Origin of the sequence: Pseudanabaena sp. PCC 7367 (assembly GCF_000317065.1) — a bacterium.
Taxonomy (GTDB): domain Bacteria; phylum Cyanobacteriota; class Cyanobacteriia; order Pseudanabaenales; family Pseudanabaenaceae; genus Thalassoporum; species Thalassoporum mexicanum.
Genome location: NC_019690.1, coordinates 59,938 through 80,360, shown reverse-complemented (window position 1 = coordinate 80,360; position 20,423 = coordinate 59,938). Strand labels below are relative to the sequence as shown.

Here is a 20,423-nt window from a genome sequence, read left to right as displayed (position 1 = left end):
TCCAGACGCCAAGGTAATTGTCGCCTAACAACTATTGTTCATCATATTCCATGGCATGATAAAGCTCCCATACTTGCTGCAAGTTTAGCCAAAAACCTGGGCTATTGCCAAAGAAGATTGACAACAGTCGGGCAGTGCTTGGCGTAATACTGCGCTTGCTATTGATCAGCTCGCTAACATGTTGATCTGGGACATGAATTGCTTCAGCAAGCACACGCCGTGAAACCTGCATTGGCTTAAGAAAATCCTCAAGCAATATTTCTCCAGGGTGTGAAGGAGGGCGTTTATTGGGAATTTTCATAATAAACCCCCTCTGGTGGAAATCAATAATCTCAACATCTAGCGGCTCTCTGTATTATCTAATGTGCTCACACTTGGATACTTTAGAAACCATGGCCTTAAGTCATAAGTATTCAGGTTAGCCAATTGTGCAGCAGCTTGTTGCACAATTTTACAAACCAACAGCTGCAAAGTGACAACATGAGATACGCTTGTTGCGATCGCTTCTATGTTGGACTATAGCTAAACGATGCCCAAATCACCTACCCTATTTCCTGAAGAAGAAAGCTACATCGCTTTTTTGAGCGATCTCAAGACCCGTATCCGCCAGGCCCAGGTCAAAGCGGCATTAGCTGTCAATAAGGAGCTGGTGCTGCTTTACTGGCAAATTGGTCGGGATATCCTACAACGGCAACAAGAAGAAGGCTGGGGCAGTAAAGTGATCACGCGCTTAGCCAAAGACTTGAAACGAGAGTTTCCTGATATGAAGGGATTTTCACGTACAAACCTGATGTATATGCGATCTTTTGCTGAGGCATATCCCGATGAACAAATTGTCCAACAGCTTGTTGGACAAATTCCGTGGGGCCATAATGTCCGTATTTTGGATCATGTTAAAGATCCGCAAGAGCGCATCTGGTATGCCCAGGAAACAATCGAAAATGGCTGGAGTCGTAACATCCTCGAGCTGCAGATTGAAAGCAAGCTCTACCAACGCCAGGGCAGTGCGGTTAACAATTTTGAGCGAGCCTTGCCACAGCCACAATCAGATCTAGCAAATCAGCTACTCAAAGATCCCTATAATCTAGATTTTCTTGCACTCACAGGGACAGTTCAAGAGCGAGAGCTGGAATCTGCTCTGGTCAAACACATCCGAGACTTTCTCTTGGAATTGGGGGTGGGCTTTGCCTTTGTTGGCAGCCAGTATCGACTTGAGGTTTCAGGTAATGAATATTTCATGGATTTGCTGTTCTATCACCTCAAACTGCGCTGTTACATCATCATTGATCTGAAGGTGACAGAGTTCCGGCCGGAATATACGGGCAAAATGAATTTCTATGTGGCAGTAGTTGATGATTTGCTACGTCATCCTGATGACCAGCCGACAATCGGCATTGTATTGTGCAAGTCAAAGGATCGCACAACGGCTGAATATGCATTACGCAACATCAATACGCCGATCGCTGTTTCTACCCATCAGTTACCCAAACATCTTGAAGAAAGCTTGCCGACTGTGGAGCAGCTAGAAATGGAGATGGAAACCGCGATCGCCGAGCTGGAAGAAAGTGATCGTAAAAGTGACGATTGATTGACAAGCCTTCTTGGTAAAACACATCCTGTTTAGGGAACCCCTTCAAAGATTCCTGTTTAGTGTAACCCCAAAGCCAAGGGTAGGGCAGCAGGTTATGGGCTCCGAGCTGTCCAGGGCTTCAGAGCGCAGCGTCCCTTGACGGATTGGGAAGACCTGCTAACCGAAACTCAGCGCTGGGGGATTAAACTGGAACCGATCGCAAAGGTTTTAACGGCAAGGGAAAAAACATAGCAAGTCACTCATCCTTTTATTGCATACAGTTGTATGCACATGATATATTCATAAGAAAGTTGCAATATGGCTCGAGAGATACAGCCAAAAACAATTCTGGTTTACACCGACAAAAACGGTAACGAGCCTTACACTGACTGGCTTACAGATTTAAAAGACCAAAAGATTATAGAGCGCATTCGAGTCAGGATTAGGCGGCTTGCAAGTGGGCTATATGGCGATTGTGAGGCAGTGGGGAAAGGCGTTTCAGAGTTGAGGATGTTTTTTGGCCCTGGCTACCGCGTGTATTTCGGGGAGGATAAGGAAAATATTATAATTTTGCTTTGTGGTGGTGATAAGAGTAGCCAAAAGCAGGACATTAAAAACGCTAAAGCCTATTGGCAGGAGTATAAAGACAATGGCTGAAAAAAGACAGTACAGAACTATAGATCAGGTTGATGAAGAATATTATCGTAATCACCCTGATGAAATAGACAGCTATTTGGCAACGGCTTTTGAAGAATATGCAAAAGATGGTTGCACCCCCGCTCTGCTTTCATCCTTAAGAATGATCGCACGAGTTAAAGGCGTTTCAGCCCTAGCCACCCAAAGTGGTCTTACCCGCAATGGGATTCAAAAAGCTCTATCAGAGCAGGCAAAGCCGGGATTCGATACGATCAACACGATCGTTAAATCCATGGGCTATGGCATTACAGTGCAAAGGCTAGATATGAGTGAAGAGCCTACTACCTAAATCTTGAGAGACAGAAGTAAAATTATAAGGCCAAGGTCATTTCTCAGGGGCGTTTTTATGGGCCTTGAAGTCCAATGGAACGAAAACGTACGCTAAGGATTATTGAGGACGTGATAGACAGTAGAGCGCCCGATGCCAAGTTGTTTAGCGATCGCAGTTGCACCCAGTCCTTGAGATTTAAGAGCAAAAACCTTGTTACGATCAACACTACGTTTACGGCCAAACTGTACACCCTTGGCTTTGGCTTCAAGCCTGCCTTCGTTAGTACGCTCAAGAATGCGCCGACGTTCAGCTTGAGCAACGGCGGAGAGAATTGTAACTACCATTTCCCCCATAGTTCCCTCAGTGCTGATGCAATCATCGAGAAACTTGACTGCTACACCCATCTGGTCAAACTCCTTGATAAGTTGAACCATATCAGCAGTATCACGGCCCAAGCGATCGAGCTTCTTTACCAAAATCAGATCACCATGTTCGACCTTAAGGCGTAACAAATTCAGCCCCTCACGATCGGCATTGCGACCAGATGCCTGATCAGAGAAAATGCGACTTGGTTTCACCCCAGCATTCTTGAGAGCCTTCAACTGAATATCAAGAGATTGCTGACTAGTGGAGACTCGCGCATAGCCAAAAAGCCTCAAACCTGTCTCCTAAATCGATTCATAGACATATTGTCTATTAGTATAGCTAAAAACGACTTATTAGACAGTATATTTAAGATAATTTTGCCTGTCTACTAACTTGCGAATTAATAGACAATATTCTTATACAGCGTTGAGTGTAGGAGCCTGGATGCCAGTTGATTTTTTAACCGCAGAGCAAAAGGCACGATATGGACAGTTTACAGGTGAACCCAATGAAGTGCAGCTAGCACGTTACTTTCATCTCGATCAAAGTGATTTGGCATTTATATCTAATCGACGCGGTGACCAAAATCGGCTCGGCTTTGCTTTGCAACTAACATCAGTACGTTTTTTAGGCACATTCCTTTCAGATCTGGCGCTGATCCCCCGCAACGTGCAAACATTTGTGGCCCAACAACTATCAATTCGCCATATTTCTATTGTGGCAGGTTATGCCCAGAGAGAAACTACTAAACGCGAGCACACAGCATTGATCCGTGACTACTATGGCTACCATGATTTTAGTGCTCCACCGTGGTCATTTCGGTTAAGCCGATTGCTCTACACGCGTGCCTGGATCAGTAATGAAAGACCAAGTTTGCTATTTGACTTTGCTACCGCCTGGCTAATCCAACATAAAGTGCTGTTGCCAGGTGCTACAACTCTGACCCGCTTAATTGCAGAGATTCGAGAAAGAACCACAAATCAATTATGGCAACGATTATCATCATTACCCACAAATGAACAAAAAGCAAAGTTACAAACTCTACTACAAGTGCCAGAAGGAGAACGTACTTCCAATTTTGATCGCTATCGTAAAGGGCCAGTCAGAATCAGTAGCGCAGCCTTTAATACAGCAATTGAGCGCTATAGATATTTTAAAGCATTTGGAATGCAGGAACTAGACTTTTCCTATATTCCACCAGTGCGATTGAAGAATCTGGCTCGTCATGCAGGTATGACCTCCATGCATAAAATTGCCAGGATGCCCGATCACAGACGTATTGCGATCTTAGTAGCCTTTGTGAAAGCGTTTGAGACGATAGCACTTGATGAAGCTCTGGATGTCCTTGACTTACTCATTACCGGTATTGCTGGAGAAGCAAAAAGGATTGGTCAAAAAAAGCGGTTACGAACACTCAAAGATTTAGATAAAGCCGCGCTGGCACTTGCACAAGTTGGTATCTTGATCCTGAATGAGGAAAACCAAGACAGCCAGTTGAGAGAAGCTATTTTTGCACGAATTTCCCGAGACAAGCTAGCTGAATCGGTGGCGCTCATTAATGAGCTAGCTCGCCCAGCAGACGACAATTTTCATGATGAGATTGTCGAACAATATGGTCGTGTGCGGCGTTTTTTACCAAGCCTACTTCACAATATTGTATTCAAGGCTGCACCTGCGGGCGAAGTTACCCTGTCAGCCTTTAAATACCTGGTGTCTATGGGTATCTCACGTAAGCAAATTCTGGAAGACCCACCACTAGAAATTATTACTAATCCGTGGAAGCGCCTGGTCTTTGATCCAGAAGGACGCGTAACCAAACGAGGATACATACTGTGTTTCCTCGATAAGCTACAAGATTCACTCCGTCGTCGGGATATTTATGTCGACAATAGCGATCACTGGGGTGACCCCAGAGCAAAGTTGCTACGGGGCAAAGAATGGCAAGCAAATCGCATCCAGATTGCTCGCTCGCTTGGTCATCCGATCAATCCCCAAAAAGCGATCGCAAACTTAGTGAGCCAAATGGATGCCACCTACAAAGAAGTCGCTTGTAACTTTGAGCATAACCAATCAGTCAGAATCGATCATTCCGGTCAACATCCTTCGCTAACGATTACAAACCTGGATAAACTGGCTGAGCCACCCAGCCTAACTCAACTCAATCAAGAGATTACAGAATTGTTACCAGCCGTAGATCTCACCGAGTTATTGTTGGAAATCAATACTCACACTGGATTTACCGATGAATTTACGCATGTGAGTGAAGCTAATGCTCGTGTTAATGATCTAGACGTTAGTATTTGTGCAGTACTGCTAGCCGAAGCCTGCAATATTGGATTAGAACCCTTAATCAAGAACCATATACCTGCATTGACGCGTCATCGGTTGACTTGGGTCAAGCAAAATTATCTGCGAGCGGAAACGTTAGTGCAAGCCAATGCCAGACTTGTCGATCATCAAGCCACCCTTACTTTAGCTAATCATTGGGGCGGCGGTGAGGTTGCTTCTGCTGATGGCATCCGTTTTGTAACTCCAATTCGGACCATAAATGCAGGCCCTAATCGAAGATACTTTGGTTTTCACAGAGGTATCACTTGGTATAACTTTGTTTCGGATCAGTATTCTGGCTTTCATGGCATTGTTATTCCCGGTACTCTGCGAGATTCAATCTTTGTCTTGGAAGGACTATTGGAGCAACAAACAGGCTTACGTCCTACTGAAATAATGACGGATACCGCTGGTACCAGTGATATGGTGTTTGGTCTATTTTGGTTACTGGGTTATCAGTTTTCCCCACGCTTGGCAGATGCAGGAGAAGCAATTTTCTGGCGTGTCGATAAAGATGCAGATTATGGTGTACTCAATGATTTAGCCCGTGGTCGAGTAAATACCCATCGAATTGAGCAACACTGGGATGACATGTTAAGGATTGCTGGCTCTCTGAAGTTGGGTACTGTTCAGGCTTCAGAATTGATCCGCTCATTACTGAAAAGTGAAAGGCCATCAAGCCTTGCCCAAGCCATCATTGAGGTTGGCCGCATCAATAAAACACTGTACCTGCTCAATTATATTGATGATGAGGACTATCGTCGCCGCATCTTAACGCAACTGAATCGGGGCGAGAGCAGGCACCGTGTTGCTCGCACTATTTGCCATGGCCAACGGGGCGAAATTCGTAAGCGCTATCGACAAGGACAGGAAGATCAATTAGGGGCTTTGGGCTTGGTTACTAATGCTGTTGTCCTGTGGAACACTATTTATATTCAGGCGGCCTTAGAGCATCTACGAAAACAGGCTGTAGATGTGAAAGATGCAGATATAGCAAGGTTATCACCTCTGCTGTATAGACATATTAATATGTTGGGCCATTACTCTTTCACTTTGGCGCAGCAAGTTGTTAATGGAGAGCTGAGACCCCTGAACCTGCCCGTAGACTTACTTCTATTCTCTTAGCGTACGTTTTCGTTCCATTGGACTTCAAGACCCGTAACATTGCTATAGAAGTAGAGGCTGGGCAATCTTCTAATGCCTCGCGGTATTCATGCATCAGATAAATGACCTCATCACATAAGGCACGATAGTCACTGGGAATAGAGGCAATATATTGCTGGGTATTTTCAATCCCTTTCAGACGATCTACCAAGATGGCCTGTTGATAGAGCTGTTGCAGTTTATCAATATCAAGATGGCTACCATCGAGATGCACAGCAATCTTGGCACTGTGGGCAGATTGTTCTTCACGCACTACAATTGCCTTGCTCTCAAATAGGGTGATGTCCTTGTAGGCGATCGCCAGATCAATATCGCTGTTGACATCGAAGCGTGGTAAGTCAGCTCGTTTGCTAAAGGCTAGACCTGAGGCACTCAGATCAATTAGGGGATAACGTGTCTGGCGAATGTAGAGGGATGGCTTGGCAGCAGGGAAGAGACTATCAGCTGTAAAGCGGCGGGCTCGATAGCGGGCGGATTTACCTGCCGCTCCTTCTAGCTCTTCGTAATGTCTCACCATTGATGTAATGCTGTTCTGATGCTCAATAGTCACAAAAATCCCCAATTGCTATAGCTTTAAGAAAATACTGCTTATTGGCAAAAATGTAACAAAATATCAAGCAATAATTATATGATGGCCATCACCCGATGATTCTGACTCATCGATCTCCAACAGTGCTCATGGTTGTAAATGTAAAATGCAGTTTTCGATTTGCGACAATTAGGTGATTTGTGTTTAGGCTCATTGCGTCAGCTTTTCCTGTGTAAGTTAGTGATGCTCTAGTTCAGTTATAGCGCTACGCTTTTGGTTTAGGACATACTCTGAGTCCATGTTTTGACAATTCAGGCTCTTAACAGAAGCAATGTCTTAACACGCCGTGGTAAGGCTATATCCCCTGTAAGATAGATATAGCTGAACCTAAGCGATGCAATTTCCCTGAGGTGAATTATGGCTGCTCCAAACCTGATCAAGCTACCAACTCAAACTCTGCCCCTTGAAAGTGGCGACAAGCTCTCGCGTGAAGAGTTTGAACGCCGATATATGGCAATGCCGCATGTTAAAAAAGCAGAGTTAATTGAAGGAACTGTCTACATGGCATCACCGCTAAGAATTGATAGTCATGGCTATCCGCATGGAAAAATGATGACTTGGCTAGGAGTATATGAAACTGCCACGCCTGGGTTAATGTTTGGTGACAATGCCACAGTGCGATTGGACATGGACAATGAAGTGCAACCCGATGGATTGTTGATGATTATGCCAGGGGGACAGGCCCGTATCAGTACCGATGGTTATGTGGAAGGAGCGCCAGAGTTAATTTTAGAGGTTGCAGCCAGCAGTACCTCAATCGATATGCATGACAAGCTAGAAGCCTATCGCCGTAATCGGGTACAGGAATACTTAGTCTGGCGAGTATACAACAAAGCTTTTGATTGGTTCAGACTGCAAGATGGTCAATATAAGCAGATGCCAGCCAACTCAGATGGAATTATATGCTCAGGGGGATTCCCAGGGTTATGGCTAGATAAAACTGCCCTGTTGAATGAGGATTTTGCCAGGGTGCTGGAGGTATTGCAGCAGGGGCTAGCTATTCCTGAACATCAAGCCTTTGTGGAGAAACTGTCACAAGCTGATCGCTAAGTTAGCAGTTAGCGGAGATTTATGATGAAAATTCCCAAGAAACGCTTGCTACTTTGGTTGATATCTATGAAGAGAAGCAATTCCCGATCGACTTACCCAGTCCCTTAGAAGCGATTTGCTTTCGCATAGAGCAATCTTTAAGCTAGGAGAGGGCACTGCATCAGGGCAACCATGAACTTTAACACCTACAATTCTACCTTTCGTCAGCTGCTCGGTAATGGATTAACTTACCATGTACCTCCCTTTCAGCGAGACTACTCATGGGGTGAGGATGAATGGGATGACCTCTGGCAAGATATCATTGGTCTTTTTGCAGATGATGGCGAGCCCGCCCATTATATGGGATATCTTGTGCTGCAATCATCCGATAACAAACGCTTTGATATCATCGATGGTCAGCAACGAATGACCACGATCAGTATCATGATCTTGGCTGGTCTGTCCTACTTGCAGGATTTAGTTGCTGCTGATTTGGATGCTGACAGGAATATTCTGCGTAAAGAGCAATTGCAAAATAGCTACATTGGCTATGTTGATCCAGTCAGCCTGGTGCCACGTTCCAAGTTAGAGCTAAACCGGCATAATAATCGCTTTTATCAAACCTACCTTGTCCCTTTGGCGCAAATACCTGGCCGGGGGCTTAACGCATCTGAACACCAACTCCGCAAAGCCTTTATCTGGTTTAAAGAGCGTCTGAAGTCAAGACTTGGTAAGTATTCTAATAGTGGGCAGAATTTTGCGGCATTTATTGATTCCCTGGTAGATAAACTATTTTTTACCGTCATCACGGTAACAGACGAATTAAACGCCTTCAAAGTGTTTGAAACCCTCAATGCCAGAGGTGTACGCCTTTCTGCCACCGATTTGCTTAAAAACTATCTGTTCTCGCTAATTGGCACTGCAAACACCCACGAAACCGAAATGAAGGCTCTGGAAGAGCAGTGGGAGCGGATTGTCGGTCTACTAGGGAGTGAGAGCTTCCCTGAATTCCTGCGCATCTTTTGGAATAGCTGCAATAAGCTGGTGCGTAAGTCTGAGCTGTTCAAAACGATTCGGCGGCGTATAACTACCCGTGAACATGCTTTTGTCCTGGTGCGTAACCTGGATCATTGTGCTGCTGTCTATGCTGCCCTGCGTGACCCCCAGGATGCCAGTTGGCAAACAGACGAGAAACAAGCCTTAAAGCAACTGCGAATGTTTAGCGTACGTCAGCCCCTAGCCATGCTTTTGGCCTGCCATCAACAATTTTTCGACCGTGATCGCCAGATATTTACCCGCATTTTGAAAGCTGTGGCCGTTATTTCATTTCGGTATAACGTGATCTGTAGCTTGCAAACCCATGAGCAAGAGCGCCTCTATAACGATATTGCCTGGAAGTTATCTGATGGTATCTACAGCAGCTATCAACAGGTCATGGCTGCATTACGGGATGTATATCCAGACGATACTCAATTTAAAGGAGCGTTTGCTGAGAAGGAGCTCCGCACTACCTACAGCCGTAACAAGACAGTGGCGCGTTACATCCTGTTTGAAATTGAGAAACAGCGATCAGGGCAAGCATTTGAATTTGAAAGTGCGACCTACAACTTGGAGCATATCTTGCCTGAAAGTCCGTCTGAAGCATGGGCATATATTGAAGAGCTAAAACAAGACCGCTTAATCTATCGCTTGGGCAATATGACCCCTCTGGAAACGGCTCGCAATCGTGAAGTTGGTAATCAAGAATATGCTGCTAAGCGAGATGTCTATGCACAGAGTGACTTTCGGATTACCAGGGCAATTGCTGAGCATTATGAAACCTGGGATGAGCAAAAAATCGAGTCGCGTCAGAAGCAACTGGCTAATGTAGCAGCTGGTATCTGGCGGATTGATTTTGGTGACTAACTTTGGCGATCGCCTATGCGAAGGAAAACGCCATTATCATCCCCTAATAGTTGCTCGGCGATTCATTCGTTTTTTTGCTCCAGTTACATTTAAGCGCATTCTGATAACGTCTGTTGTAACGCTGTAGAGATCAGATGCTTGTTCGACATCAATCTTTTTCCTGGCTATACAGCGCATTTCAGATTAGAGACGCACAGAGATCGGCCTCAAGGAACCAGCCCATAATATCGTCTAGAGAAACCTTGGCAAGAGCGTTAGAAATAGCTTTATGCAAGTCATCATAGTCCCTGGCCGCCCAAGAGCGTAGAAACTGTTTCACCTTTGACCACAGCATCTCAATCGGATTTAGCTCTGGTGAATAAGGCGGTAAGTAAACCAAGTGAGCACCGACGGACTCAATTAACTCTCGCACAGGATCAACCTTATGTACACTGAGGTTATCCATAATCACAATTGCACCAGACCATAGGTTAGGCAGCAATTTATCTTTGAGATAGGACACGAAAGTATCAGTATTATTGCTACCAGTAAAAGTAAAATTAGTCAGCACACCGCGTAATGCCATAGCCCCAATTATAGTAACGTTTTTGCCTCGAGCAAGTGGTTTACTAGCATAGGCTCTCTCACCTAGAGTAGCCCTTGCATACAACCTGGTCATTGCCAGGTTAACGCCTGTCTCATCAATGAATACCAGGTTTTCCATTGCCTGTGGCCAAAGCCAGCGTTGATAATCTGCTCTCAGCTGTTGCACTCGTTCTGTATCCCTTTCATCGGCGTGAAAAGTTTTTTTTTCGAGTTAACTCCTGCCTTTGCAACGTACGGCACATGGTTGGTTCTGATACCCTGATGCCAGTACGTTCATACATTTGCTCACATAACTCCGACAGTGTGGCATCATTTTTAGCGGCTACTAACTTTGCTAACTCAGCCAGAGCAGCTTCATTAAACTTGGCTTTTGCTCCTGCCTTGTATGGAATTGGCTCAACTGAACCAGTAGTGCGATAAAGTTGGAGCAGCTGATGGACACTGTCTTTACTAACGCTGAATCGGGTTGCCAACTCACGGATTGAACCTTCTTTATTTTCGTACGCTGTGACTATGCGCTGACGCAAATCTAGAGAATGGGCTCTCATACTTTTTGATTCTTACTTTACTCCTATCATGTCATATTCTATTGCGGAATCTGCTGTATGAAGTGCAGCTTCTTCCGAAATTAGGAGGGCCGGACCCAACCAATTTGCCTCATCCTCGATCTCTTTATTTAAGTTGCGACAGCCACACTCACTAAATGGCACTGTTGGTGGATGTTGTAGAATTCCATGAGCTAACTCATGTGCAACATTAGATGACTGTCTTTTAGGACTATGCGAATCGTTATGAACAATTATGCGACGGTAACCATCGAAAACTGTTACAGCAGAAAAGCACTTGTAATCAATATTAGTCAGGTAGTTAACATGCTTTTCTAAATCATAGTTATTATGTTCACTATCTAATTCTGAAATTGAAATAATAGGAATATCTAATAGCTCTGCTAGCTCCCATGGGCATAGGTGGGAATGTGCTGGAAGACCCAACTCCTCACGGTATTCTCTAGCATATTCATTTGCTTCTGTCTTAAAACCACGGCGTAGAGCCATTATTGCCCATCCTTACGAAGTTTTTCGTATGCTGCTTTTACAATCGCTTCAATTGCCTCAACTCCTTCGGCAGTTAAATTAGAGTCTGCTCTTAAATATGTTGATATTTGTGCAAGTGGGTCAGCTTTCTTATTAGTACTGCTTTTATTATTTTGGATAAAGGATTCAGCTTTTAGTCCCGACCATGCTAGCAGTGCAGCAAGGCTATCTACATCAGGCCTTCTACCCTGTGCTATTCGTGTCAAAGTGGATGCACTAACACCAGATTGTTTAGCTACTTGCTTCCAAGTCAATTTTTGAGACTGACGTTGACTATCTAAGGCTGCATAGAATCCTTCTACGTCGAAATCTACATTTCCCATCTTACCTCCAGTTGCTTACTTGCAATTTTAAATCATATGTGCAATTATTGCCAGTGTGATTGCATTCTTGCAATTGCTAGTCAATATCGCAACCAGGAGGGTTGTCAATGATTTCTACTAAAAAAATTCAAGTTCAGATTGATGAGAAAACCTATTTTGTTGAAGATCCCGTGATCACGGGCCTTCAACTGCTTGAAAAAGCAGAAAAGCGGCCATCAGATGAATATCTTATCTTTTATCTTTTGCCAGGCGGTCAGTTGGAAGAAATTAGACTTGATGAAACAGTTGATCTAAGACAGATGGGGATCGAACGTTTTATTACCTGGCGTAGCGATCGCTCTTTTCGACTTGTAATCGATGGTCGTCGATTTGAATGGGGCATCCCTATCATCACTGGTATTCAGCTCAAAAAGCTTGCTGGGGTTGATCCTAAGGCTTACGGCATTTGGTTGGAAGTTCGTGGCGGTGAAGATCGGCCGATCGAAAATGCAGAAGAGGTTAATCTTGATGCCGAAGGGGTAGAGCGTTTCTTCACCGGTAAAAAGACTACTACAGAAGGCCAGAATGCGATTCTATTGCCATCACAAGATCGTGAATATCTGAAAAGCAGGAGTCTGGATTTCGAGGAAATTGTGGACGGATCTAAGTGTGGGGTTGTTTTCCCTGGATTTCCACTTCCCACTCAATTTGATGCCAATCAGACAGATTTGCTTCTTATTCTGCCATCCGGTTACCCTGATGCCCCACCAGATATGTTTTTTCTAGATCCGTGGATCAAACTAAGACAGGGCAATTGTTTCCCAAAAGCGGCAAATCAACCATATGCTTTTGATGGACGATCGTGGCAACGCTGGTCACGTCATAACAGAGAGTGGCGACCTGGTGTTGACGGCATCTGGACAATGCTAAAGAGGGTTGAACATGCCTTGGAGGTTGCCGCATGACCAAATTAATAAAACTCACATTGCGTGAGCAACACTTGGTTGAGCTGCAGTGTATGTTACTCCGGCAGGATGGTAAAGAAATGGCTGCATACCTTCTATGCGGGCAGGCAGCTATTCAATCTGATCCATGGGATGAGAATCCTTCTGTCAAATACTTGTCCCGTGAGATTGTGTCAATTCCTGATTCAGAGATTATCTCACATTCACCCCAGCACGTTGCTTGGGCAACAGACTCCTTTGTTAAAGCGTTAAAACTTGCTCAGGACAAGGACATGATAGTTGCCATTGTTCATAGTCATCCTGGCGGCTTTGCTGCGTTCTCACAGCAAGACGATATCAATGAGCCAGATTTAGTGCAATTAGCCCAGAATCGAAATGGAGCTCATGCGAGGCTGATTAGTTTGATTTTGACTCCTGATGGGGGCTTGATAGGCCGTTGCTGGACTGATCCTGAAACTTACGAGCCCATATCCTTGATATGTACTGTTGGTGATCGAATCCAACTGCATTATCCAGATCGAGGAAAAGCTATTCCATCCCAAGTTTTTCAACGTCAGTCTCTGGCTTTTGGTGAGGCCTTTAATCATGATATGTCGATGCTTCGAGTCGGTATAGTTGGCTGTGGTGGCACAGGAAGCGCTGTGGCTATGCTTCTTCCGAGATTGGGAGTTAAGCAAATTGTGCTTTTTGATCGGGATGTGGTTGAAGCAACAAATTTGAACAGACTACATGGTGCAACTTTGATGGATGCCCAGAATCAGCGTCCTAAAGTAGAAGTGATCAGGCGAGAAATCGAATCGCTAGGAATTGGGGTACAGGTAAAAACCTATCAATCGTGGATTAGTAATACGTCATGTAGAGATGCGTTAAAGTCCTGCGATGTTATTTTTAGTTGTACTGACGATCATGCTGGCCGCTTATTTTTAAACCGATTTGCTTATTTTTATCTCACACCAGTTTTTGATCTTGGTCTTGCCATTGAGATCTCAAATTCTATTCCACCTTGGACACAATCATTAGACGGTCGAGTAACAACCCTTATCCCTGGGGGCACCTGTCTTTTATGCCGCGAAGTGATTGACCTAGTCGTGGCTCGTGATGAGGCACTTAAACGTGAGCAACCCGCTGAGTATGAGGGTAGAAAAGCCGAAGCTTATGTTATCGGGGAAGGCAACCCTAGTCCAGCAGTAGTGACTTTTACAACTGGTGTTGCGAATATGGCTGTTGAAGAACTAATCCACCGCCTACAAGGATTTCGTGGTGAAGTGGGGGCAATTGCAAATAGGGTTAGGAAGTTTTACCTTGCCGAGGATCGCAAACAGGGAGCTAAGTCCAAAGAAAACTGCCTTATATGTAACTCTGAGCAGTATTGGGGTAGAGGCGATATTGAACCATTTCTTGATCAGGTATAAGTGTAATGTCTCTACGAGTGTTAGTTAGAAATATATTAATTTCATTTCGCCTGATACCAAGGCCTGAGTTTGTATGCAGGACTGTACATTCCCATCCAAGTCCTGAAGAAATAGTTCTGGGGGAAATTATAGTTGTGGGATCGGATGATTACCAAAAATGGGCTTGCTTTCGCTGTCCTGGTGGATGTGAAGAAATAATTCTTCTATCTCTTAGAGCTCCAAAGCACCCATTCTGGAGAGTTCGTAGCGATTGGCTGCAACGCCCATCTCTATATCCATCGGTTCGGCAGCTCAACGAGTGTAAATGTCATTTTTGGATAAGAAAAGGCCATGTCAGATGGTGTGAAGATTCTAATCATATTTCCAGAGGATAAGGAAAGCATTCATATTCCTAGCCTGTCATATTGGGATCGAGCAGATCGCAACAACCATTGATGCTTAGTAGATTTAGCAAGATCGGCCGCAATAGATTTGCCGCACCATCGATCAAAGGAATGCACCTTGTTTGACAAAGTAGGGGGTATGGGCAGTGCAAACGTCATTACAGTTCACTTAGTTTAGTATTAACCAAAGGATAAGACTTATCTATGTATTTTTAGTAAGAAAACATCTTTTCCCTATTTAATAAACTTATAATAGTTTGTCATAAATTTTGTTTTTGATACATCGTTTTTTTGATCAGTCCGTATTTACTTACTATTTGGAAATGATCTCTAATTGATTATTTATCAGCGATAACTAACGCATTGAATTATTGTTTGAGTCTTTATATAGGAGATATTTGGTCCGATGAGTGATTATCGTCGAGAAGAAGCCTATAAGGTGCGGATGACAGCCGCGATCAAGGCTAGAGAACGTTTACATCCTGAGCATAAGAGTAATGGTGACGAGCAACGCTATGCGAGCGCTAACTATGCGATGAGCTTTACTAAAGGCTTACGGCATGATTCCAATACTGGTCTTATTGTCGATAAAGAAGACTTTGAGAGCTTTCGCCGAGCAATCGATGAAGGGTTTATTAATGCTTTCACGGCTCAGGTAAGGGTTGCATCGGCTAAAGATAGGGCATGGGAGGCACCCACTGCAGGGATTGTGTTTGAGTTAGAAGGCCCAGACCCACAAGCCGTCACTATGGCTCCAGCACCACCGCTTGGTTCTGATGAGTTAGCCTATGAGATGGCTGAAGTATATGAATTAGCTTTGTTGCGCGACCAACCTCTCACGGATTTTGCAGCTAATAAATCTAATACTACTATTAACGAGTCGATCGATCGCTTAAATGCTCTGCCATATACCGTCGCTGGTCTTCCTGGCCGACCTCGTACCACGCCAAACGGGGTCTTGAGTCCGCAAACTCTGTTCAGAGGTTCTTCGCCGAAGGTAGAGGTTGGCCCCTACCTATCACAGTTTATGTTGATTGGTAATGATCAGCCGGGTAATTCGGGTGTTGCCCATGGCTATATTCAGTATGGTGTTTTACAAATTAATCAGCGCGTACCCGTTGCCACTGACCAGGACTATAGCAATCTTAAATGATATTAGAGAAAGCGCTATAGGTACTTAAATCAGGCAATGTAAATAATCTGTACCTCAAAAATAGCTCAAATAGTTTCTTGGTTAGCTTGAAGGAACGACAAAATTGATGCATCTGGCGTAACACCTGTTTGGCTTGTCCCCAGATATTTTCAATCGGGTTCTCTGCCGGTGCATAAGGAGCAAAGCGCAGACAATGTATTTGCCAGTCCTGTCCTTGATTGATTTGGGTCAGGAAATCACGAAACGCTTGGGAGCGGTGATAACTAGCGCCATCCCACACTAGCAATATCTTGGCACCAGCACTGATATCGTGCAAATGCTTTACAAATTCAATTGTCGAGGAGCTATTAGCACTTTGATAGGACTGTAAGATTAAATCTCCATTCAGACAATCTAAGGCGCCAAAATAAGTCTGGCTATCTCGGTAGTTATCAACTTTGACCTCCAGCCGCTGTTGACGGTCTCCCCAGCCATACCCACAAATATCACCTGCTCGAGTATGGCACTCATCTAGTGCAAATACCCTTATCTGTCCGTTTTGAATCTCTGGTTGATGAGACTTAAGCCAATTGTTAATCATTTGGTTATGCTCGTGCACCACAGATGCATCATACCTGGGGCTTTTTTTCTCCCCTTATGCCAACTCATGCCAGCACTTTTGAGCAAATCGTAATAGCTTTGCACCGAACGGTATATCACTCCATAGTTCTGGGCTATATGTTCAACTACTTCAGATACTGTACGTTGCCTTTCTTGAGCGATCCATTCAACTACCGCCTGACGCTCTACCTTACTCAAAAAGCCCGCACTGCCTTTATGGCCTAGCCTCAAACCTGCTATGCCTTGCTCTCTATACTTTCTCTCCCAGCGGCTGATATAGTTTGAACTCACGCCTAGGATTGGTTGAATTTCATGGTGTTTCATCTCCTTAAGACGCATTTGTACTGCTAATGCGCGTTTCATCTCGCGCGGGTCTGGGTTACTGGCGATAAATTCTTCTAGGGGCATATCTTCTCAACATATACTACCCTCTATTATTCTCTATAATCATCTGGAATTGCTATATATGACGGAGTGGAATGAATGGTTGCGGGTTCAAAATGGCGAAAATCTGCGTGATAATGCGGTTCTATTTAATGGTGCTCCCCGTCGTTTCATCACATTTCCCCGTGATCTGGCAACCTATGTGCATGATGATGCACTGTACGAAGCATATCTAAATGCTTGCCTAATCTTGCTGTCGATGCGGACACCATTCGATCAAGGTTTTGCCAACCTTTCTGGTCAGGGTAACTTCTTTTTGAACAGTCTAGATATACAGGGGAACTTTTTTGCTGGTCTTGAATCCCATCCTCGGCAGGCAGGTGGTTTTGCCCTATATGGTGGGCCTCATATCTTAACCCTTGTGACTGAAGTTGCCACTCGTGCCCTGAAAGCAGTGCGTTATCAAAAGTTTAATAATCATATTAGACTACGTCCTGAAGCCCTGGCCGGGAGATTAGAGAAGGCAACAGCGATCGAGACTGCTTATCCACAGATTGGGGCAGTATTCTCCGCTCTTGTCGCTGGCATTTCGCCTACTATTAATGCAATTCGGGCTGTCAATTCATCAGGCACTGCTCTACTTCCCATGGCGTTTCAAGAAGGCTCGCCTATGCACCCTTCTTATGGAGCTGGTCACGCAACTGTGGCTGGAGCGTGTGTAACTATTCTCAAGGCATTCTTTGATACTGATGCTGTGTTTGTTCGCCGTAATGGTAATGATGTATTTGACCTCTATCAAACTGGTGATGTTGCGGTTCAATACACTCCCGATGCCACAGGTGCGAATCTCGTTCCATCTACTGGTGGTGACTTTCTTACGCTAGAAGGTGAGTTAAACAAGCTTGCGGCGAACATTTCGATTGGTCGCAATATGGCAGGTGTTCATTACTATTCTGATTACTACGACAGTCTGCGTATGGGTGAGCAAATCGCCATTGGTATTTTGGAAGAGCAGGCTCTATGCTATCCAACCGATCCTTTTGTGCTTAGTCTGCCAACATTTGATGGTGATGTAGTGCGGATTGGGGCTCGTTAGTTGTGATTTCAGCTCCGTTATGGAGATTGTTAAATGTCAATTACCAATTTCGACGGCGTCAATTACTTGGCAAATAGCGGATGTAAATGACGTGTGCAAATGACAACTAAAACTAAGCTGAAAGGAACTGCATATGTTGAACCTCAAGGAGCAGTAAGATTCGGATTGATAGCGATTATTATTTTTGCGAGCGCTCAACAGCGTTGCGTTTACGGAAACTATCAGCATGAATTTCAACAATGAGAGCATGATGAATGAGGCGGTCAACGGCAGCAACAGTCATCATGTCATCGGCAAAGATGTGATCCCATTGCGAGAAAGGCTGATTAGCAGTAATGATGAGGCTTTTGCGTTCATAACGATGAGCAATCAGCTCAAACAGGACGGAAGTTTCAGCCTCAGATTTTTTGACATAGCCAAGATCATCAATAATGAGTAAATCAAAGCGGTCAAGTTTGGCAAGGATAGAGGCAAGCTGAAGTTGTAGTTTGGCTTGCTGTAGATGTTGTAGCAAAGCATAGGCCGAGAAGAACTTAACCCGTTTGCCCATTTCAATCATCGAGCGCCCGAGCGCAGCAGCAAGATGAGTTTTACCGACCCCGGAAGGTCCAAATAGCAAGCAGTTTTCGGCCCTATCCAACCAGGCCGTATCTTGTGCCAGTTGGATCAGTGGCGCTGATTTGAAACTAGGGCAATGTTCAAAATCGAAAGAGGTAAAGCTTTTACCAGTAGGTAATTTAGCCTCAGCGAGAGCTCGTTTGATCCGATTCTGTTGGCGATAATCCAGTTCCAATTCGCACAGAGCGAGCAAGAACCGGTCGTAAGCCCAATGCTGTTGGGTGGCCTTCTGCTCGATAGTCTGCCAATGTTGGAGCATGTGCGAGAGTCGTAGCTGTTTGAGTATCAGGCTCAGAGTATTGTTCGGGTTTGGTTTCGAGGAGTTGGTCATAGGCTGAAAGCGAATGTTGTTGTACGTTTAGTTGAGGTACGCTCAATTGCTGCTGGGGTAGTAGGAACTGTTGCTGTAGAGCCTTCAGGCTGAGAGTGCCCTGCTGCAGTTGGGTTTCAAGATAGTCGGCCACTGTAGTTTCTCTATCGTGCTTGGCAGCAATATAGAGGGCTTCAACCATGATGCGCGCTGCATTATCGATTTCAAAATCAGCCTGTAACCTCTGCCACAGCTGCCGCCATTGTTGATTAGGCAATAGGTCTTGCTGCCAGGTGCAGTAAATAAAGGCACGGGGTTTACGCCTGAGGCTATCAATTACATGGCGGTAGTTAATACAGCGAGCACGGCGGATTTTGGCTGACCCATGTACTCGCAAACGGGGTAGTTCCACCACTTGTTGCTGCCCCAAATAACCGACCAGGCGGTTGTGATAGATATGAATATTCAGCTGCCTGCCAATCAGTCTTGATGGCACCGTGTAAAGAATGCAGCGCACCGAAATGGTGCTGTGGCAGGTCACCCGCACCGTCAATTCTTCGTAATCGGCACAGCGATATCTCGGTAGTGGTTGTAGGGTTACTTTTTCCTCGGCAAACTTGGCGCTGCATTTACAATTGAGCTTGGCAACCACCTGCTCGATAAATTCTTGATATGCACTCACTGACTCAAACTCAAAGCTGCCACGCAAATACAGAGCTTGGCGCAACCGGCGCTTGAAATGTCCATGGGGAGATTCGATGGAGCCATTTTCATGAGCCACGCCTGGGTTATTGCGACTTGGACTCATGCCATAGTGTTCACATAGCTCGGCATAGAATTGGGTTAGTGGTTTATGCCGTTTGCCCGCCATATTCCGATAGGCAGCACTCAAATTATCGGTGCGATGCTGCTTTGGTACACCACCACAGGCATGCAGCGCATTCTGTAATCCTTCAGACAAGCCGATAAAGCTCTCGCCACCCTCGATTACCTGCACATATTGCCAGCCACTGTAGGCCAGACGGTAGTGGTACAGCAGGTGCTCATATTGTTTCCCTTTGATGGTAACTTCCACCTGTTTGAGCTCGGTAAAATCTGATAGACCCATTTCGCCGGGCTGATGGCGGATCTCAAACATTACCTCCTGCGGTTTGCCATGGATACTTTTCCATACCTGCACTCGCCTTTGTAAGGTACGCAATTGTTGCTCATATTGGCCTGGATAATGCTCGGCTAGATATTCATACAATGTCATCGCCTCTAGACGAGGCTCACGTCGAAGCATTGGCTCTAGCTCTTCCTCCCACACTCCTGATAGCGGATCTCGGCGGGTGCGCCAATCTCGCTCACCTTTACTCTTGGGCTGGTGTTTGCCTTGCTCAATACGGCTGCCGCTACGGACTGATATGCCGGCAATCTCGGCTGACTCATTTTGATTGCAGCCGACCTCTCGTGCTTTCTTGTACACTTGCACTTGATATTGTTTTATATATTGACCTGACACTGCTGACGTTCCACTTTCCTGTTTGAACGTCTTTAGTGTCTTTCTTTTTTCCCGTTTTGATCTCTTTTTTTCTAGTTGACGCCTACCTCCACTTGCGAT

At 45.0% G+C, this 20,423-nt stretch carries 21 protein-coding genes and 1 pseudogene; 11 read left to right on the top strand and 11 right to left on the bottom strand.

Annotated features, from left to right (window positions below):
- Nucleotides 1-31 precede the first annotated feature (31 nt).
- Nucleotides 32-301 (bottom strand): HigA family addiction module antitoxin, encoded by a 270-nt coding sequence (locus PSE7367_RS18680; protein WP_015146116.1) that lies wholly within the window; start codon nucleotides 299-301, stop codon nucleotides 32-34.
- Between the two features lie 228 nt (nucleotides 302-529).
- Here PSE7367_RS18680 and PSE7367_RS18675 point away from each other — a divergent pair, with 228 nt between their 5' ends.
- From PSE7367_RS18675 to PSE7367_RS18665, 3 genes are all read left to right on the top strand, one after another.
- A complete protein-coding gene (locus tag PSE7367_RS18675) occupies nucleotides 530-1,588 on the top strand; it encodes a PDDEXK nuclease domain-containing protein (RefSeq protein ID WP_015146115.1) in 1,059 nt (352 codons plus the stop codon).
- A gap of 300 nt (nucleotides 1,589-1,888) precedes the next feature.
- Nucleotides 1,889-2,227: a type II toxin-antitoxin system RelE/ParE family toxin gene (locus tag PSE7367_RS18670; RefSeq protein WP_015146114.1), complete on the top strand. Its 339-nt coding sequence runs from the start codon at nucleotides 1,889-1,891 to the stop codon at nucleotides 2,225-2,227.
- Nucleotides 2,220-2,555: a helix-turn-helix domain-containing transcriptional regulator gene (locus tag PSE7367_RS18665; RefSeq protein WP_015146113.1), complete on the top strand. Its 336-nt coding sequence runs from the start codon at nucleotides 2,220-2,222 to the stop codon at nucleotides 2,553-2,555. Before PSE7367_RS18670 ends, PSE7367_RS18665 begins: the two co-directional genes overlap by 8 nt.
- Nucleotides 2,556-2,647: 92 nt before the next feature.
- Here the strand turns inward: PSE7367_RS18665 and PSE7367_RS18660 are convergent, their stop codons facing one another.
- Entirely contained in the window at nucleotides 2,648-3,196 is a 549-nt protein-coding gene (locus PSE7367_RS18660) for a recombinase family protein (protein WP_015146112.1), read from the bottom strand.
- A gap of 151 nt (nucleotides 3,197-3,347) precedes the next feature.
- On the opposite strand from PSE7367_RS18660, the gene PSE7367_RS18655 reads away from it, so the two are divergent.
- Nucleotides 3,348-6,356: a Tn3 family transposase gene (locus PSE7367_RS18655; protein WP_015146111.1), complete on the top strand. Its 3,009-nt coding sequence runs from the start codon at nucleotides 3,348-3,350 to the stop codon at nucleotides 6,354-6,356.
- Here the strand turns inward: PSE7367_RS18655 and PSE7367_RS18650 are convergent.
- Complete coding sequence (locus tag PSE7367_RS18650; protein WP_015146110.1) at nucleotides 6,301-6,945, bottom strand: PilZ domain-containing protein; 645 nt, start codon at nucleotides 6,943-6,945, stop codon at nucleotides 6,301-6,303. The two genes, PSE7367_RS18655 and PSE7367_RS18650, sit on opposite strands and share 56 nt — an antisense overlap.
- A gap of 396 nt (nucleotides 6,946-7,341) precedes the next feature.
- Here PSE7367_RS18650 and PSE7367_RS18645 point away from each other — a divergent pair, with 396 nt between their 5' ends.
- Together PSE7367_RS18645 and PSE7367_RS18640 are read left to right on the top strand one after the other, a co-directional pair.
- Complete coding sequence (locus PSE7367_RS18645) at nucleotides 7,342-8,034, top strand: Uma2 family endonuclease (RefSeq protein WP_015146109.1); 693 nt, start codon at nucleotides 7,342-7,344, stop codon at nucleotides 8,032-8,034.
- Between the two features lie 171 nt (nucleotides 8,035-8,205).
- Nucleotides 8,206-9,918 (top strand): DUF262 domain-containing protein, encoded by a 1,713-nt coding sequence (locus tag PSE7367_RS18640; protein ID WP_015146108.1) that lies wholly within the window; start codon nucleotides 8,206-8,208, stop codon nucleotides 9,916-9,918.
- A gap of 178 nt (nucleotides 9,919-10,096) precedes the next feature.
- Here PSE7367_RS18640 and PSE7367_RS18635 read toward each other — a convergent pair whose 3' ends face one another.
- The 4 genes from PSE7367_RS18635 to PSE7367_RS18620 are packed head-to-tail and all read right to left on the bottom strand — an operon-like array spanning nucleotide 10,097 to nucleotide 11,920.
- The gene (locus tag PSE7367_RS18635; protein ID WP_041698386.1) at nucleotides 10,097-10,669 is read right to left on the bottom strand and encodes an IS630 family transposase; all 573 of its coding nucleotides are present in this window, start codon (nucleotides 10,667-10,669) and stop codon (nucleotides 10,097-10,099) included.
- Nucleotides 10,670-10,685: 16 nt separating this feature from the next.
- Entirely contained in the window at nucleotides 10,686-11,051 is a 366-nt protein-coding gene (locus PSE7367_RS18630) for a helix-turn-helix domain-containing protein (protein ID WP_041698387.1), read from the bottom strand.
- Between the two features lie 12 nt (nucleotides 11,052-11,063).
- Complete coding sequence (locus PSE7367_RS18625) at nucleotides 11,064-11,558, bottom strand: ImmA/IrrE family metallo-endopeptidase (protein ID WP_051038192.1); 495 nt, start codon at nucleotides 11,556-11,558, stop codon at nucleotides 11,064-11,066.
- Complete coding sequence (locus PSE7367_RS18620) at nucleotides 11,558-11,920, bottom strand: helix-turn-helix domain-containing protein (RefSeq protein ID WP_015146107.1); 363 nt, start codon at nucleotides 11,918-11,920, stop codon at nucleotides 11,558-11,560. The genes PSE7367_RS18625 and PSE7367_RS18620 overlap by 1 nt, the downstream gene beginning before the upstream one ends.
- A 107-nt stretch (nucleotides 11,921-12,027) precedes the next feature.
- Here PSE7367_RS18620 and PSE7367_RS22825 point away from each other — a divergent pair, with 107 nt between their 5' ends.
- The 4 genes from PSE7367_RS22825 to PSE7367_RS18605 all read left to right on the top strand — a co-directional run bounded on the left by PSE7367_RS22825 (nucleotide 12,028) and on the right by PSE7367_RS18605 (nucleotide 15,812).
- On the top strand, nucleotides 12,028-12,864 hold the full coding sequence (locus PSE7367_RS22825; RefSeq protein ID WP_015146106.1) for a multiubiquitin domain-containing protein: 837 nt from the start codon (nucleotides 12,028-12,030) through the stop codon (nucleotides 12,862-12,864).
- Nucleotides 12,861-14,276 (top strand): ThiF family adenylyltransferase, encoded by a 1,416-nt coding sequence (locus PSE7367_RS18610; RefSeq protein ID WP_015146105.1) that lies wholly within the window; start codon nucleotides 12,861-12,863, stop codon nucleotides 14,274-14,276. Before PSE7367_RS22825 ends, PSE7367_RS18610 begins: the two co-directional genes overlap by 4 nt.
- Before the next feature lie 5 nt (nucleotides 14,277-14,281).
- Entirely contained in the window at nucleotides 14,282-14,650 is a 369-nt protein-coding gene (locus PSE7367_RS22820; protein WP_015146104.1) for a DUF6527 family protein, read from the top strand.
- A 415-nt stretch (nucleotides 14,651-15,065) separates the two neighbouring features.
- The gene (locus tag PSE7367_RS18605) at nucleotides 15,066-15,812 is read left to right on the top strand and encodes a hypothetical protein (protein WP_051038190.1); all 747 of its coding nucleotides are present in this window, start codon (nucleotides 15,066-15,068) and stop codon (nucleotides 15,810-15,812) included.
- Here the strand turns inward: PSE7367_RS18605 and PSE7367_RS21645 are convergent.
- The gene (locus tag PSE7367_RS21645; RefSeq protein WP_015164177.1) at nucleotides 15,805-16,392 is read right to left on the bottom strand and encodes an IS630 family transposase; all 588 of its coding nucleotides are present in this window, start codon (nucleotides 16,390-16,392) and stop codon (nucleotides 15,805-15,807) included. The two genes, PSE7367_RS18605 and PSE7367_RS21645, sit on opposite strands and share 8 nt — an antisense overlap.
- Nucleotides 16,389-16,820, bottom strand: coding sequence for a helix-turn-helix domain-containing protein (locus tag PSE7367_RS21640; protein WP_015163675.1), 432 nt, complete (start codon nucleotides 16,818-16,820; stop codon nucleotides 16,389-16,391). Before PSE7367_RS21640 ends, PSE7367_RS21645 begins: the two co-directional genes overlap by 4 nt.
- A 142-nt stretch (nucleotides 16,821-16,962) precedes the next feature.
- Between PSE7367_RS21640 and PSE7367_RS18595 the strand changes: the two are divergent.
- Nucleotides 16,963-17,892, top strand: a pseudogene (locus tag PSE7367_RS18595) (vanadium-dependent haloperoxidase); the annotation flags it as partial.
- A gap of 178 nt (nucleotides 17,893-18,070) precedes the next feature.
- On the opposite strand, the gene istB reads toward PSE7367_RS18595, so the two are convergent.
- The gene (gene istB, locus PSE7367_RS18590) at nucleotides 18,071-18,748 is read right to left on the bottom strand and encodes an IS21-like element helper ATPase IstB (protein ID WP_041699222.1); all 678 of its coding nucleotides are present in this window, start codon (nucleotides 18,746-18,748) and stop codon (nucleotides 18,071-18,073) included.
- Nucleotides 18,636-20,324, bottom strand: coding sequence for an IS21 family transposase (istA, locus tag PSE7367_RS21350; protein WP_015146090.1), 1,689 nt, complete (start codon nucleotides 20,322-20,324; stop codon nucleotides 18,636-18,638). Before istA ends, istB begins: the two co-directional genes overlap by 113 nt.
- Between the last annotated feature and the right edge of the window lie 99 nt (nucleotides 20,325-20,423).

Bases quoted from the DNA above. Each gene is read 5' to 3' on its own strand.
- PSE7367_RS18680 (WP_015146116.1), bottom strand. From the start codon at position 301: ATGAAAATTCCCAATAAACGCCCTCCTTCACACCCTGGAGAAATATTG.
- PSE7367_RS18675 (WP_015146115.1), top strand. From the start codon at position 530: ATGCCCAAATCACCTACCCTATTTCCTGAAGAAGAAAGCTACATCGCT.
- PSE7367_RS18670 (WP_015146114.1), top strand. From the start codon at position 1,889: ATGGCTCGAGAGATACAGCCAAAAACAATTCTGGTTTACACCGACAAA.
- PSE7367_RS18665 (WP_015146113.1), top strand. From the start codon at position 2,220: ATGGCTGAAAAAAGACAGTACAGAACTATAGATCAGGTTGATGAAGAA.
- PSE7367_RS18655 (WP_015146111.1), top strand. From the start codon at position 3,348: ATGCCAGTTGATTTTTTAACCGCAGAGCAAAAGGCACGATATGGACAG.
- PSE7367_RS18645 (WP_015146109.1), top strand. From the start codon at position 7,342: ATGGCTGCTCCAAACCTGATCAAGCTACCAACTCAAACTCTGCCCCTT.
- PSE7367_RS18640 (WP_015146108.1), top strand. From the start codon at position 8,206: ATGAACTTTAACACCTACAATTCTACCTTTCGTCAGCTGCTCGGTAAT.
- PSE7367_RS18630 (WP_041698387.1), bottom strand. From the start codon at position 11,051: ATGAGAGCCCATTCTCTAGATTTGCGTCAGCGCATAGTCACAGCGTAC.
- PSE7367_RS18625 (WP_051038192.1), bottom strand. From the start codon at position 11,558: ATGGCTCTACGCCGTGGTTTTAAGACAGAAGCAAATGAATATGCTAGA.
- PSE7367_RS18620 (WP_015146107.1), bottom strand. From the start codon at position 11,920: ATGGGAAATGTAGATTTCGACGTAGAAGGATTCTATGCAGCCTTAGAT.
- PSE7367_RS22825 (WP_015146106.1), top strand. From the start codon at position 12,028: ATGATTTCTACTAAAAAAATTCAAGTTCAGATTGATGAGAAAACCTAT.
- PSE7367_RS18610 (WP_015146105.1), top strand. From the start codon at position 12,861: ATGACCAAATTAATAAAACTCACATTGCGTGAGCAACACTTGGTTGAG.
- PSE7367_RS22820 (WP_015146104.1), top strand. From the start codon at position 14,282: ATGTCTCTACGAGTGTTAGTTAGAAATATATTAATTTCATTTCGCCTG.
- PSE7367_RS18605 (WP_051038190.1), top strand. From the start codon at position 15,066: ATGAGTGATTATCGTCGAGAAGAAGCCTATAAGGTGCGGATGACAGCC.
- PSE7367_RS21645 (WP_015164177.1), bottom strand. From the start codon at position 16,392: ATGATTAACAATTGGCTTAAGTCTCATCAACCAGAGATTCAAAACGGA.
- PSE7367_RS21640 (WP_015163675.1), bottom strand. From the start codon at position 16,820: ATGCCCCTAGAAGAATTTATCGCCAGTAACCCAGACCCGCGCGAGATG.